We start from the raw sequence: 14,096 nt of genomic DNA, 5'->3' as shown, positions 1-14,096 counted from the left end.
ACCGGCCATGTTTCGTCCCGCCTTCACCGTTGATGTGGAGGAATGGTTTCAGGTCGGTGCCTACGAGACCGTCCTGAACCGTCATGGCTGGGACCGTCTTGAAAGCCGTGTCGCCTTGCAGGTGGATCGGGTTCTCTCCCTCCTCTCCGATGCACGGGTGAAAGCCACTTTTTTCTGCCTTGGCTGGGTGGCCGGGCATACGCCGCACGTGATCAGGACGATTGCGGATTCCGGCCATGAAATCGCCTGTCACGGGCTGGACCATGCCCGCGTTCACACCTTGACACCAGGTCAGTTTGCCGAAGACATCACCCGGTCAAAGAAAAGCCTCGAGGATGTTTCCGGGTATGCCGTCACCGGGTATCGTGCTCCCAGTTTCTCTCTGACGGATGAAACAGCCTGGGCGCATCGTATTTTAGCGGAAACCGGTTTTTTGTATTCTTCGAGCATCTATCCCGTAAAGACGGATCATTATGGACAGGATACCGCTTCCCGCCGGCCTTATCGCCCGGTCAAAGACCATGATCTTGTTGAGTTGCCGTTGACGGCTCTGGAGCTTTTCGGTCGTCGGTGGCCTGTGGCGGGCGGTGGTTATTTCCGGTTGCTGCCAAAACCTTTCGGGCGCTGGGCATTCGGTGCGGGGATACGCCAATCGGGTGCCGGTATCTTCTATATGCATCCTTGGGAGCTGGACCCGGAACAGCCGGATGTAGCGGATGCACCCATGCTATCGCGTTTTCGACACCGGGTCGGCTTGTCACGTATGGCGGGGCAGGTAGCCGACCTGTTGCGTCAGCATCAATGGCAGACCATGTCATCCCTACGTGACGAGGCGTTGCTGTCCCTGGCGGAGGCAGCATGAGTTATTGCGTGCGATTGGCTGAACCCCATGATGCGGAACGCTGGGATGCTTATGTAACCGCGCATCCGGATGGGACATTGTTGCACGGGTTTCGGTGGAAAACACTGGTGGAGCGAACGGCCCGGCAGGTCTGTCCCTATTTGATCGCTGAAAAAAAAGGGCAGGTTGCAGGGGTCCTGCCATTGTCCTTGCGCAAAAGCCTATTATTCGGCCGCAGCCTCATTTCGACAAGTTTTGCCGTATATGGAGGACCACTCGTTGATGATGCGGCGGCGGCTTCAATGCTGGATGACGCCGCATGGCGCCTGGCCGAAGATTTGGGGGCTTCCGCTCTTGAATATCGCAGCCTCATGGCAAGCCACGCACATGACCCGGACTGGACCCTTCTGGAGGGGCAGTCCGCTGTTTTTCAGGCCCCCATCGCCCCGACCGCCGACGCACGTCTTCAGGCAATCCCGCGAAAGCAGAGGGCAGTCGTTCGCAAAGCCTTGAAAAATAATCTGAAAACCCGTTTGGGGCATGCCAATTGGCGCCAAGCATACGCGCTTTATGCCATCAGTGTTCGTAATTTGGGAACACCGGTTTTTCCGAAGGCCCTTTTTGCCGGTATCGCCGACCTTTTTCCCGATGAGGCGGAATTCGCCGTTATTGAGACACAAGCCGGTGAAGCGGTTGCCAGTCTGGTCAGTTTCTACGACGGTGATACGGTCAGACCGTATTATGCAGGGGGCACGCCGTCTGCCCGCATGGTCGCGGCGCATGACGGCATGTATTTTTCATTGATGGAACGGGCGGCGGATCGCGGGTGCGTATTATTTGATTTCGGCCGCAGCCGGGTCGATAGCGGGCCATATAGATTCAAGCGAAACTGGGGTTTCGCCCCGACACCTCTCGGTTATGAGATACGAACCGCGCCAGGCCGTAAGGCCCCCAATGTAACACCGGGCGCCGGCGGGTATGGTTTTGCCAGTGCCGTCTGGCGCCGCTTGCCTTTGCTGCTGACAAATCGCCTGGGCCCTGTATTTGCCCGTCATCTAGGTTAGGGAAAGCGCCGGTTATGGCCCGTATCCTCTTCCTGTCGCATCGCATTCCCTATCCGCCCAACAAAGGCGATAAAATACGCGCCTGGGCTATGATCGAACATCTTCTCAAGGCCGGGCATTCCATATCCCTTGGCTGTTTTATCGATGATCCGAGGGACTGGGAGCATATTCCTTATCTGGAATCCAGGCTGGACACCGTCAAAGCGGTTTCTCTGCCGCGCTGGCGGCAGGCGATCGGGGCGGCGCTCGGCCTGTTGCGGGGCAGGGCGTTGAGCCTGTCGGCATATCCTGTCCATGCGATACGGCGTTTTATCCGGGCCGAACGGCGCAAGGGATACGATCTCATCATTGCCTATTCGGGGGCCGGCGCGGCCCTGCTGGAACGAGACGACTGGCTGCGGATTCCGGTTCTGCTGGATCTGGTGGATGTGGACTCGGCCAAATGGGCTGCGTATGCGCAATCGGCCGGCGGAATCATGGCCTGGCTGTACAGGCGTGAAGCGCGTCTGCTGGCGCGGGCGGAAATCGCTTTCACCTCTTACGCGCGGGCGACCCTGCTGGTCAGTGAAGCCGAAGCCGCCCTCTACCGCGACCGTTTGCCGTCCTTGCTGGCGGTTCGCGTTCATGCTGTCACAAACGGCGTTGATACCAACCGCTTTGACCCTGAGAGACTGCGTCAGCTTCCCGAAGCCGGTCGCATTCTATTCACCGGTGCCATGACATATCCCCCCAATGTGGAAGCCGTCCTGTGGTTTGCCGCGCATGTCTGGCCACATGTCAGGGCGCAGAGACCCGAAGCGCGCTTCGTGATCGCCGGCGGTCCGGTCGATGCGAAGGTTGCCGCTCTGGCAGCAGATGACTCCGGGATCACCGTTTTGGGGTATGTGGCGGATATGGAATTGGAACTGGCGCGCGCCGAATGCGTTGTTGCCCCCTTGCGCACGGCACGTGGCATCCAGAACAAGGTTCTGGAAGGCATGGCAATGGCAAAACCTGTCATTGCCAGCCCGCAGGCTTTTGAGGGGATCGATGCGGTTCCCGACAGGCACCTTCTGGTGGCGGACGGTTCGGATGCTTTTGTCTCGGCTGTGCTGACCTTGGGGGATGATCCTGTCCGTCGCCGTCAATTGGGGCAGGCTGCACGGCGGCAGGTCATGCGTGCACACAGCTGGTCCACCTCTCTGGCCAAGGTCGAAATGCTTCTGGCGGGGTGGCTGTAATGCCGACAGCATGGCAATCGCTTTCACCTGTCTGGCGGCATGCATTGTTGGGTGTGGCCGCAGGCTGGTTTGTTTTGCTGGTTGCATGGCATGATACATTTTTTCACTGGCTGGCGCTTGTATCCGCCAATGTCACATATTCCCATGCGCTTCTGGTGCCGTTGATCGCCATCTGGCTGGTGTGGCGGCAAAAAGACGTATTGGCCCTGCATACGCCACGCCCTTCCGCGTTGGGTGGTCTGTATTTACTGATTGCCAGTCTTTTATGGTTTGCCGGTACGGTCGCGGAAGTGCGATTGATCCAGCATATTGCCCTATTCATGGGGTTCCAGGGTGTGGCGGCCAGCGTTCTGGGCTTGGGAATAGTGCGGGTCCTCGCATTTCCTGTGGCTTTCCTGCTGCTTGCCGTTCCCTTCGGGGAAAGCCTGGTGCCGGTCCTCCAGACCGTTACGGCCCGTTCCGTTGTTGCCGCCCTGGACGCCAGCGGTGTGTTGATCCGGTCGGAAGGGGTGCTCATCACCACATCGACCGGTACATATGAGGTGGCGCAGGCCTGTGCCGGGGTGAAATTCCTTTTCGCCGGGGCTGTCGCCGGTCTTCTTCTTGCACATCTGGTCAGCCGTCGGTGGTGGAAACGGGTGGTGATTTTCAGCCTTGGTGTTCTGTTGCCGGTGATCGGCAATGCGGGACGGGTCTATACAACCCTGATGTTGGCGGAATGGCTGGATGCCTCGCTTGCCCAGGGGGTAAAGCACTATATCTACGGCATGGTTGCCTTTTACCTGATGTTACTGCTGCTGATCTTGATTGCCTATCGTATGGCGGATGGACGTATGCGGCAGGCGCCGCAGCGGCCGGACACACAGCCCGATGCGGTAAAGGACAGCCGGTCGCCTGCCATGCTGGCGAGGATCTGGCTGTTCACGCCATTGGTGACGGCCCTGTTTGCCGCTTTCATCCTGCCGCCTGTCCATGGTGTGTCGGGGGACAGTGTGACCATGGATTGTCCTGTCAGTTTACCGCCGCCGGATCGCCTGGATCATGCGTGGTGGCGCCCATTGCCTGAGGGCACCGGCGTGACCTGGCCGCATGAAGGCATGGCCGATCACACATTTCGCATGGCTTTTCGCCGCGATGACATGGTGGTTTTTCTGCAGATTGATGTTTTTGCCTTTCAGGGTGGGATCAAACGATATGACAGTCCCGGTAGTGGCGTCTTCACGCGTGGTTGGCGGGGACTGCCCGCTGTTCTGAACCCCGCAAAGGATGCTGACACCCATGATTTCAGGGAGTTTCTGGCTTGGAGAGGCAATAAGCAGCGTCTGTATTGGCAGTCCGTTATTGTCGGCGGACGGCAATGGCAAAGTGGCACAGGCGCGCGTCTGGGGACTGTTCTGTCACGTTTTAACGGGCAGGGCGGCCGTGCGGCCGTCGTGACGCTGTTCGTCGAAGGCGATATCCATTTGGGACGACGTCCCGATGCTGCCAGACAGGCGCTTGCCGATTTTGCAAGCGGGTTGCATGCGGCATATGGCGCGGAACTCATCCGTTTCAGCGAAGAAAGGGGCCGGCCATGTGCGGTATCGCGGGTCTCCTGACATCATCACCTGACAGGCCGCCGGACAGGGATATGGTCAAAGCGATGACGCGCAGTCTCGCGCATCGCGGACCTGACGGCGAGGGATTTTACTGGGGCGACGGTGTCGCGCTGGGACACCGTCGGCTTTCCATCATTGATATTGAAGGCGGTGCCCAGCCCATGATGCGTGGGGACGGCGGGCCCGTCGTCACGTTCAACGGAGAAATTTATAATTTTCGGCAATTGGCACGTGAACTTGGGTCTCTCGGCCATGTATTCAAAACACGTTCCGATACGGAAGTTCTGCTGGCATCCTACGAAGCTTGGGGGGTGGACTGCGTCAGACATTTGCGCGGGATGTTTGCCTTTGCCATCTGGGACCCTGCCAAATGCACTCTTTTCCTGGCGCGGGACCGATTGGGGATCAAACCGTTTTATTATACGTGTTTGCAGGATGGGACCTTTCTGTTCGGTTCGGAACTCAAGGCCCTCCTGACGCACCCGCAGGTCCGGCGCCATATTGATCTGACAGCCTTGGACGATTATCTGGCTCTTGGCTATGTCCCCGATCCCAAATGCCTTCTTGAAGGGATCTATAAACTGCCGCCCGCGCACACTGCCCTGATCGGGCAGGGGGAAGCCCGGTTGACACCGCACAGATACTGGCGTCCCCCCATTGGCACCGGTGAGGGGATGGTCGGTGCGGATATGGCTGGTGACAATCTGATACCGGCTTTGCGGGATGCCATTGAGCACAGAATGATTGCCGATGTACCGCTGGGTGCTTTTCTGTCCGGCGGCATGGATTCCGGCGCCGTTGTCGCACTGATGAGTTCTCTGTCAGCCGGTCCGGTGGAAACCTGTACCATAGGCAGCGATACGGCTGCCTTTGATGAAAGGGATATGGCGGCCTTGGTGGCCGATACCTTTGGCACCCGGCACCGCAGCGCCGTTGCCAGTCCACGCGATGAAGATACGCTCAACCGGTTGCCGTTCATGTTTGACGAACCTTTTGCCGATCCTTCCGCCTTGCCGACTTATCGGGTCAGTGCCCTGGCGCGTGAGCGGGTGACGGTTGCCCTGTCCGGTGATGGTGGCGATGAATTGTTTGCCGGGTATCGGCGGTATCGTTTCCATATGGCGGAAGAACGGATACGCCGTGCAATACCGTGCCCCATCCGCCGCCATGTCTTTGGCCCTTTGTCGCGTATGTGGCCGAAAATGGATTGGGCGCCCCGACCACTGCGTGCCAAGGCCACGCTTGAGGGAATTGCCAGGTCCGCGCCGGCTGCGTATTTCAATGCGGTATCGCGTATTCCGGACCGGGACCGTTACACTCTTTATACTGGCCGTTTCCGGGACGAACTTGACGGGTACCATCCCGCGCACCTGTTTGAAAGACTGGCCGGCGAGGTGCCTGATGCGGATCCGTTGACGCAGGTGCAGTATATCGACCTGCTGACCTATATCCCGGGGGATATTCTGACCAAGGTGGATCGGACATCCATGGCTGTCGGCCTTGAGGTGCGTGTCCCGCTTCTTGACCATGTTTTCGTGGGAAAGGCTCTTGCCGTTCCGGCGTCCGGGCGGTTGAAAAACGGGCAGGGTAAGGCTGTGTTCCGCGAGGCGTTGAAAGACTTGCTGCCGCCATCCGTCCTGTCAGGGGCCAAGAAAGGATTTTCCGTGCCGCTCAGTGACTGGTTCCGCACCGAGCTTGGCGACAGATGCCAACAGCTTGCCCGGTCCGAGGCGTTGCTTGATACAAAGCTTTTTGCACCGCAGGCATTGTCCCGACTGACGCAGGACCATATGTCAGGCCGCCGTGATCACGGCGGCACCTTATGGTCACTGATGATGTTGGATACCAGCCTAAGGCATTTGGATGCGCGGATCTAACGCCTGCTGTCCAATGCGTATCCCGCCGACCGTACGGTACGGATGTAATCGGGCAGTCCATCCACATTCATCGCTTTGCGCAGCCGGCGGATATGTACGTCGACCGTTCGGGGCTCCACATACACATCGTGCCCCCATACGGAATCAAGCAGTTGTTCGCGCGAGAAAACGCGGCCCGGATTTTCCATGAAATGCCTCAAAAGCCGGTATTCCGTCGGCCCAAGATGGATCTGTTTATCGCCACGGGTCACACGGTGTGACACATTGTCCAGCGTGATATCCTCAAAACTCAGTTGCGCTCCCGCCAGTGCCGGGCGCACACGGCGCAGAACAGCCTGAATGCGGGCGATCAGTTCTTTTGGCGAAAAAGGTTTGGTGACATAGTCGTCCGCCCCCGTTTCCAGGCCGCGGATACGATCCGGTTCATCGGCCCGCGCTGTCAGCATGATGATCGGAACATTGGCTGTATCACTGTCCCGGCGCAGGCGGCGACAGATTTCCAGGCCGGACAGGTTGGGCAGCATCCAGTCCAGAAGGATAATGTCCGGCGTTTTTTCGCTGGCGCGCATCAGCCCGTCCTCGCCGTCGGCGGTTGAGTCAACCTCATAATCGGCGCGTTCCAGATTGTAGCGGACAAGTTCGGTGATGTTCTCGTCGTCCTCAATCAGTAAGATCCGGGTTTTCACGACGTTTTCTCCCAAGCCTTCAACTAGTCATCGTTTTACTGTTCGGTGCCGGCTATCCGGTCATGTGTTATGGGGACTTCCTCAGCTCAGACATCCGCCCCGCCATCGCTTGTGGCATCCCCCTTGGGGCGCGTGTCTTCAAGCTGCAAACCGGTGATGGCATAATAGACATGCTCGGCCACGTTCGTGGCCTGATCGCCGATCCGCTCCAGATTTTTCGCAATCATCAAGAGATGCGTCAATGCATTGATCTGACTTGGATTTTCCATCATTGCAGCGATGATCTGCCGATAGGCGGCATTGTGCATATTGTCCAGCGTTTCGTCATGCTCCCATACCTCTACAGCGGCATCCGGGTCGCGGTGTACATACGCGTCGATGACATCCTGGATCATGTGACGGGCATCCTGCGCCATGCGCTGCATGGTCTCGGGCAGTTCGACCGCACCATCTTCTGCGATGGCGATGGTACGGCGGGCAATGTTTTTGGCGTAGTCGCCCATCCGTTCAATCATCGTTGTCATTTTCAGGACGGACACCACTTCGCGCAGATCATCGGCCACGGGCGCACGGCGTGCAAACATGGACATTGATGCCTGTTCGGCTTTCAGTTCCAGATCGTCAATATGATGATCCTGTTTGCGGATCGTGTTCGCCAGGTTGATGTCAAGTTCGTTCAGAGCCTTCATGGCGTCTGCCAACTGCTCTTCCGCCATGCCGCCCATGCGGCTGACAATGCTGCGCAGCTCTTTCAGTTCGGTGTCGTAGGATCGTACAATATGCTCAGTCATGAATTCCGTGCCTCTTCGCACATTATTAGCCGAAGCGGCCTGTAATGTAATCCCGCGTGCGATCATCCTGCGGTGATGTGAATATCTGTGTTGTATCGCCATGCTCGACGAGCACGCCAAGATGGAAAAAAGCGGTTTTCTGCGAAATACGCGCCGCTTGCTGCATACTGTGGGTGACGATGGCGATGGCATAACGGCCCTTGAGTTCCTCGATGAGGGCTTCGACGCGGGCCGTGGCGATGGGGTCGAGGGCTGAACAGGGTTCATCCATCAGAATGACTTCGGGATTGACGGCAATTGCCCGCGCGATGCAAAGGCGCTGCTGCTGTCCGCCGGACAGGGCCGTGCCGGGTTGTTCCAGGCGGTCCTTGACCTCATCCCACAACCCGGCTTTATCCAGCGATGTGGCGACAATTTCGTCCAGGTCTGTGCGGCTGTCGGCAAGCCCGTGAATGCGCGGTCCATAGGCGACATTGTCATAGATCGATTTCGGAAACGGATTGGGCTTCTGAAAGACCATGCCGACACGGGCGCGCAGCTGTACAACATCGATTTTCGGCTCATATACATCCACACCGTCCAGCGTGATCTTCCCCGTAACGCGGCAGCCGGCGACAGAATCATTCATCCGGTTCAGACAGCGCAGAAAGGTGGATTTGCCGCATCCGGACGGACCGATAAGGGCCGTGACCTCATCGCTATGCAAGTCCAGGTCGACGTCGTCGATGGCATGCGTGGTTCCATAATGCACATGCACGTTACGGGCGGTCATCTTTGGTGTGTGGGGTTGGGATGTGCTCATGAGCGTTCCGCTTGATCCTTGTCCTCGATGCTACCGGCCGAACGGGTTACCAGTTCTTCTCAAAGCGCTGGCGCAGCCAGATGGCGACGCCATTCATGCAAATGAGGAAAAACATCAGAACCATGATGGCCGCCGATGTCTTTTCGACAAAGGCCCGCTCGGGACTTTCAGCCCAAAGATAGATTTGCACGGGCAGAACCGTTGCGGCGTCGTTTATGCTGTTCGGGATGTCGACGATAAAGGCGACCATGCCGATCATCAGCAGGGGGGCCGTTTCTCCCAGGGCCTGTGCCATGCCGATGATGGTTCCTGTCAGTATGCCGGGCATGGCCACGGGCAATACATGATGAAAGACGACCTGCATCGGCGACGCCCCCAGGCCGCGGGCGGCATCCCGGATTGATGGCGGTACCGCCTTGATGGCGGCACGGGACGCGATGATGATCGTTGGCAGGGTCATCAGGGCCAGCGTCACCCCGCCGACAATCGGGGCTGATCTGGGCAGGCCGACAACATTCAGGAAAACCGCCAGACCCAACAGTCCAAAGACGATGGACGGTACGGCCGCAAGGTTGTTGATATTGATCTCGATAAGGTCCGTCAGTCGGTTCTGGGGGGCGAATTCCTCAAGATAAATGGCCGACATGACACCGATGGGGAAAGCGATGACCAGCGTCACCAGCAGCGTCAGTGCCGACCCCATGACCGCACCCCAGATACCGGCCAGTTCCGGTTCCCGCGAATCCCCGCTGGTCAGGAACAGGTGGTGAAACTTCTTCGATACCAGTCCGGCGTCCTGCAGTCTGGTCAGCCAGCCGAGTTCCTTGTCCTTGACCCGACGGTCGCTTTCGGGCACGTCGATATTGATGTTTCCTTTGATCACCTGATCAATATCGTCCGAAGCCAGCAGGTCGACGGCTCGGGTGGTTCCGACAAGATCGGGATTTTTCAGCGCCATATGCCGCAACTGCCAGCGGGCGCCCCGGCTCACAAGTCTGACAAGCCGCCTGAGATCGGAGGATGTCCTTACATCCGGAAATTGCCTTTGCAAGGCACCAAGGATGAGCTGCGTCATGTTGGCCTGGTATACCGACCTTTCAAAATCCTCTTCGTTCAGAACCGACGGGTCCCCCAGAACATCGGGGTCGAAGGAGACTTCAAGTTTTATCCGCGCCTGATAAAAGCCGCCCATCCCGTCGGAAACGATATTGAAAAGCAGGACAAACAGAAACGTGGCTCCCGTCAGAATTGCCAACAGCCCGAAAACTTTGAATATGCGTTCGCGCACATAACGCGCCTGTACACGCCTAGACATGGCCGTCGATTGCCAGTCCGTCGGTTTTGAAAGGGTATGGCCGGTTTCTGTATTCGTCACTGCACGGCCCTTTACTCGTAAATCTCGCGGTATTTCCGCACAAGGCGGAGGGCGGCGACATTCAGCCCCAGCGTGATGATGAACAGTATCAGGCCAAGGGCGAAGGCCGACAGCGTTTTCGCACTGTCAAATGCCTGGTCTCCCGTCAGAAGCGCGACGATCTGAACGGTAACGGTTGTCACGGCCTCGAACGGATTGGCGGTGAGGTTCGGGCGCATGCCCGCTGCCATGACCACGATCATTGTTTCCCCGACGGCACGGCTGATCGCCAGCAGAAAGGCGCCGACAATACCGGGCAGGGCGGCGGGCAGAATGACTTTGGTAATGGTTTCCGAGCGGGTTGCCCCAAGAGCCAGCGAGCCTTCCTCCAGTTCTTTGGGAACGGCGGTGATCGCATCATCCGACAGAGACGATACAAAAGGAATGATCATGATGCCCATGACCAGCCCCGCCGCCAGTGCGCTTTCCGCGGCGATGGGAATGCCAAATCCCTCGCCGGTCCGCCGTAGCCACGGGGCGACCGTAATGGCCGCGAAGAACCCGTAGACGACCGTGGGCACGCCTGCGAGGATTTCCAGCACCGGTTTTACAATACTGCGCACAGTCGTATTGGCGTATTGTGTAAGATATATCGCCGAGAGAAGACCGATCGGTCCAGCCACCAGAAGGGCGAGAAAACTGATCAAAAGGGTGCCGGCGAAAAGTGGGACGGCTCCGAAGGCTCCGGACGACCCCACCTGGTCGGCACGAAGGGCTGTCTGTGGGCTCCAATGAAGACCGAACAGGAACTCACCGACGGGTACTTCCGCAAAAAAACGCAGGCTTTCGAACAGAAGCGACGCGACAATGCCAAGGGTGGTGACGATCGCAATTCCCGAACTGACCATCAGACAGACCATCAGGATACTTTCAAAGCGGTTGCGCGCTCGAAAAGAGGGGTGTGCCTTGTTGACTGCGAAAGCCATTCCCATCAGGCCGGTTGCCAGTGAAAGTCCGAAGGTGGCCCACAAGCCCGTTTTGTACAGCCTGAAATAGTGTTCAGCCGCGTTCAGAATATCGGGATCGTTCTCAATCCTGCTGCCCTGTTCGACAGCGATCCGGATACGGTTGAGCAAAATATGGATTTCACCGTCATAAGCCGCGACAACCTTGTCGGGCAGGCCGGAAAGCATGAGACTCTCGACCACGGTCTGACCGAACACCAGCCAGAGAACGAAGACCGTAATGGAGGGCAGAAGCACACAGGCGGTACCGAAATATCCATAGTGCCGGGGAAGGGAATGGAGCTTGGCGGTGTCCCCCCCGACAAGGGCAACGGAACGCTGTCTTGCGGCGCTGAAACCGATCAGCGCCAGAACTGCGATCACGGTAAATATGGTGCTGATTGTCATGACAACACGGCCTGTGCGCGGCAAGCGGGATGTATCGGGGCATTCATGTCAGACATTCCGTTTTCCGCCTGTCATGTCACCCGCTGTGGCATTCCCGGCAGGCGTCGCCGAACGGTGGGGGGTGTTTTCCGGGGGGCGCGGCGTGTCTGGAGAGCCGTCGCCCCGATCTGCCGGGGCCCCGGTGCGCATGCTTTTCATATCCAGCATGTTTTCGGCGGCACTGCGGTAGCGGCTGCGTTCTTCGGATCTTAACGGGATCAGCCCCCGGTCTGTCAGGTAGCCGAATTCACCGACCGCTTCCTCGCTCATGAAAGCGCGAAGATAATCCTGCAGTCCCGGTACAATGCGCATATGGGCTTTTTTGACATAGAAATAAAGATTTCTGTAAACCGGGTAATGCTCGTTGAGAATTTCATCGAAGCTGGGTTCGACCGGCCTGCCGTCTTCTCCCAGAATTTGCGCCGGCTGTAGAACATCGTTGTTCTGGTCCAGAAAGCTAAACGCAAAAATGCCTAAAGAACGAGGGTTTGACTGAAGCTTTTGAACGATAAGATTATCGTTTTCCCCGGCTTCCACATAATGGCCATCCTCACGAATGGCGTGGCACAATTGCAAATGCTGCCGCGGGTTGGTCTCCTTGAGGGTGGCAATGCCGGCAAAGCTGTCGCATCCGTTTTCCATCGCGGTTTCATTAAAGGCATCGCGGGTGCCGGACGTCGGTGGCGGTCCCATGACCGTGATCGGCTCATCCGGCAGGGACGGGTTGATCTCATTCCAGCGGGTATAGGGGTTTGGCATCATGTTGCCTGGGCCGCCTGTTGTGCCGTCGGCCGGAACCTGTTTGGCCAATGCCAGGAAAACTTCCCTCAGGCTTAGTGTGAACTGGGTGCTTGCCTTTGTATTGGCGAGCACGATGCCATCCTTGCCGAATTTGATTTCAATGATACCGCTGACCCCATTGCTCGCGCACCGTTCGATTTCAGACTGTTTTATCCGGCGGGATGCGTTGACGATGTCGGGGTGTTTGGTTCCCAGTCCGGCGCAAAAAAGCTCAAAACCGCCGCCGGTACCGATGCCCTCGACTATGGGGGAGCGAAAATCGCTACTGCGTCCGAACTCCTCGGCCACGACCGTTGCAAAGGGATAAATGGAGGAAGAGCCGGTCACCCGGATCTGATCGCGTGGCTGGGCCAACGCAGGGCCGCCTGTGGACAGGGGCCCGCCGTCAGTCAGCAGGGCAAAACCTGCCAGGGCAGCCATTGCCAACAAGCGCACCATGAAACGAAACTCCATCGGCGAAGACAGCGCCCGGAAACTGCAAGGTATCACACTGCAGGATAATGTGCCGCCCACCACTGCCGCCAGCGTTACTTTGCCATTATGACAGGGTGATGACACGTCCGTGGCCTGCCGTCAGGCTGCGGACGGCGTTTTTTCGGCGGCAATGGGCAGACGGAAACTGAACGTTGTCCCCTTGCCGAGCTGGCTGCGGATGTCCAGCTGGCTTTCATGGCGGAGCAATATGTGTTTGACGATTGCCAGCCCCAGTCCGGTGCCGCCCATTTTGCGCGACCGGGCGGTATCGACGCGGTAAAATCTTTCGGTCAAACGGGCCAGATGCTCCGCTGCGATCCCGGGGCCTTCGTCACGAATGCTCAGAATGACATGTTTTCCGGTGTTGCTGAGGGCTCCGCTGATGTGAACGATCGTGCCCTGGTCGGCATATTTGGAAGCATTGACCAGCAGGTTCAGCATCACCTGGGTGATCTGGTCCTCATCGGCGCGCACCTTCGGCAGGGCGGAGAGCAATTCGGCGCTGAACTGCATATCCCGCCGCCGGGCAATGGGCAGCACCGTACTGATGGCGTTGCCCACGATCAGAGAGACATCGACAGTGGTGCTCGGCGGCACGTGCCGTGACATTTCAATCCGTGACAGTGACAGAAGATCGTCGATCAGGCGCGCCATCCGTTCGGCTTCTTTCTGCATGATCTGCAGAAAACGTTGCTGGGCTTCGGGGTCGTCCTGCGCCGGCCCCAGCAATGTTTCAATGGAGCCCATCAGCGAGGATAACGGGGTTCTCAGCTCATGGCTGGCATTGGCCACGAAATCGACCCGCATCCGCTCGGTCCGCAGCAGGCTTGTCACTTCATAGAAAAAGACCATGGCCTGGGTTTCCTCTTCCGGCAAATCCGCCGAAATGGGCGCGATGGTCATGTCGAAGGAACGGTCCTTGCTGGTGGTGTAACGGATCGAGTCGGTTGACCCGCCTTGTCCCGCCAGTGCCTGGTCAATCGCCTGAACCGCATGCGGCTGACGCAGGTACAGAAAAACATCCTCGCCGACAATGCCGGTACCCAGCAGACCACGCGCGGCTTCGTTGGCGAACACGATCTTGTGATCCTGGCCGATCAGCAGAATGGGGGAGGGCAGGCTGTTCAGGGCATGTGC

General features: G+C 58.1%; 11 protein-coding genes and 1 pseudogene. 5 read left to right on the top strand and 7 right to left on the bottom strand.

The annotated features are described in order from the left end of the window. The first annotated feature begins 7 nt into the window (after nucleotides 1-7). From BXY39_RS07670 to BXY39_RS07650, 5 genes are read left to right on the top strand one after another with little or no spacing between them, the layout of a single operon-like run. Nucleotides 8-862: an XrtA system polysaccharide deacetylase gene (locus tag BXY39_RS07670; protein ID WP_121938236.1), complete on the top strand. Its 855-nt coding sequence runs from the start codon at nucleotides 8-10 to the stop codon at nucleotides 860-862. After that, on the top strand, nucleotides 859-1,905 hold the full coding sequence (locus BXY39_RS07665) for a FemAB family XrtA/PEP-CTERM system-associated protein (RefSeq protein WP_121938235.1): 1,047 nt from the start codon (nucleotides 859-861) through the stop codon (nucleotides 1,903-1,905). Before BXY39_RS07670 ends, BXY39_RS07665 begins: the two co-directional genes overlap by 4 nt. 14 nt (nucleotides 1,906-1,919) lie before the next feature. Then, nucleotides 1,920-3,125 carry a TIGR03087 family PEP-CTERM/XrtA system glycosyltransferase gene (locus BXY39_RS07660; protein WP_121938234.1) on the top strand — a complete coding sequence of 402 codons (1,206 nt, stop codon included), beginning with the start codon at nucleotides 1,920-1,922 and terminating at the stop codon, nucleotides 3,123-3,125. Then, nucleotides 3,125-4,723: an exosortase A gene (xrtA, locus tag BXY39_RS07655; RefSeq protein WP_121938233.1), complete on the top strand. Its 1,599-nt coding sequence runs from the start codon at nucleotides 3,125-3,127 to the stop codon at nucleotides 4,721-4,723. Before BXY39_RS07660 ends, xrtA begins: the two co-directional genes overlap by 1 nt. Further along, entirely contained in the window at nucleotides 4,699-6,600 is a 1,902-nt protein-coding gene (locus tag BXY39_RS07650; protein WP_121938232.1) for an XrtA/PEP-CTERM system amidotransferase, read from the top strand. Before xrtA ends, BXY39_RS07650 begins: the two co-directional genes overlap by 25 nt. On the opposite strand, the gene phoB is transcribed toward BXY39_RS07650, so the two are convergent. The 7 genes and pseudogenes from phoB to BXY39_RS20105 all read right to left on the bottom strand — a co-directional run. Next, nucleotides 6,597-7,286, bottom strand: a complete 690-nt coding sequence (phoB, locus tag BXY39_RS07645) for a phosphate regulon transcriptional regulator PhoB (protein ID WP_121938231.1) — start codon at nucleotides 7,284-7,286, stop codon at nucleotides 6,597-6,599. The two genes, BXY39_RS07650 and phoB, sit on opposite strands and share 4 nt — an antisense overlap. Nucleotides 7,287-7,372: 86 nt before the next feature. Beyond that, a complete protein-coding gene (phoU, locus tag BXY39_RS07640) occupies nucleotides 7,373-8,077 on the bottom strand; it encodes a phosphate signaling complex protein PhoU (protein WP_121938230.1) in 705 nt (234 codons plus the stop codon). A 25-nt stretch (nucleotides 8,078-8,102) separates the two neighbouring features. Then, nucleotides 8,103-8,879 carry a phosphate ABC transporter ATP-binding protein PstB gene (pstB, locus tag BXY39_RS07635; protein ID WP_121938229.1) on the bottom strand — a complete coding sequence of 259 codons (777 nt, stop codon included), beginning with the start codon at nucleotides 8,877-8,879 and terminating at the stop codon, nucleotides 8,103-8,105. Nucleotides 8,880-8,925: 46 nt separating this feature from the next. After that, the gene (pstA, locus tag BXY39_RS07630) at nucleotides 8,926-10,194 is read right to left on the bottom strand and encodes a phosphate ABC transporter permease PstA (protein ID WP_121938407.1); all 1,269 of its coding nucleotides are present in this window, start codon (nucleotides 10,192-10,194) and stop codon (nucleotides 8,926-8,928) included. Nucleotides 10,195-10,265: 71 nt separating this feature from the next. Then, on the bottom strand, nucleotides 10,266-11,645 hold the full coding sequence (gene pstC / locus BXY39_RS07625; protein WP_121938228.1) for a phosphate ABC transporter permease subunit PstC: 1,380 nt from the start codon (nucleotides 11,643-11,645) through the stop codon (nucleotides 10,266-10,268). Nucleotides 11,646-11,693: 48 nt separating this feature from the next. Beyond that, a complete protein-coding gene (locus BXY39_RS07620) occupies nucleotides 11,694-12,923 on the bottom strand; it encodes a substrate-binding domain-containing protein (protein WP_121938406.1) in 1,230 nt (409 codons plus the stop codon). Between the two features lie 135 nt (nucleotides 12,924-13,058). After that, a pseudogene (locus BXY39_RS20105) lies at nucleotides 13,059-13,778 on the bottom strand (sensor histidine kinase); the annotation flags it as partial. Nucleotides 13,779-14,096 lie beyond the last annotated feature (318 nt).

It is taken from the genome of Eilatimonas milleporae (assembly GCF_003688555.1).
Taxonomy (GTDB): Bacteria; Pseudomonadota; Alphaproteobacteria; order Sphingomonadales; family Kordiimonadaceae; genus Eilatimonas; species Eilatimonas milleporae.
Note: the sequence above shows the minus strand (reverse complement) of the source record. Positions and strands in the feature narration are given on the sequence as shown.

Excerpts from the sequence above, each read along its gene's own strand:
- BXY39_RS07670 (WP_121938236.1), top strand. The coding sequence starts at position 8 with ATGTTTCGTCCCGCCTTCACCGTTGATGTGGAGGAATGGTTTCAGGTC.
- BXY39_RS07665 (WP_121938235.1), top strand. The coding sequence starts at position 859 with ATGAGTTATTGCGTGCGATTGGCTGAACCCCATGATGCGGAACGCTGG.
- BXY39_RS07660 (WP_121938234.1), top strand. The coding sequence starts at position 1,920 with ATGGCCCGTATCCTCTTCCTGTCGCATCGCATTCCCTATCCGCCCAAC.
- xrtA (WP_121938233.1), top strand. The coding sequence starts at position 3,125 with ATGCCGACAGCATGGCAATCGCTTTCACCTGTCTGGCGGCATGCATTG.
- BXY39_RS07650 (WP_121938232.1), top strand. The coding sequence starts at position 4,699 with ATGTGCGGTATCGCGGGTCTCCTGACATCATCACCTGACAGGCCGCCG.
- phoU (WP_121938230.1), bottom strand. The coding sequence starts at position 8,077 with ATGACTGAGCATATTGTACGATCCTACGACACCGAACTGAAAGAGCTG.
- pstB (WP_121938229.1), bottom strand. The coding sequence starts at position 8,879 with ATGAGCACATCCCAACCCCACACACCAAAGATGACCGCCCGTAACGTG.
- pstA (WP_121938407.1), bottom strand. The coding sequence starts at position 10,194 with ATGTCTAGGCGTGTACAGGCGCGTTATGTGCGCGAACGCATATTCAAA.
- pstC (WP_121938228.1), bottom strand. The coding sequence starts at position 11,645 with ATGACAATCAGCACCATATTTACCGTGATCGCAGTTCTGGCGCTGATC.
- BXY39_RS07620 (WP_121938406.1), bottom strand. The coding sequence starts at position 12,923 with ATGGTGCGCTTGTTGGCAATGGCTGCCCTGGCAGGTTTTGCCCTGCTG.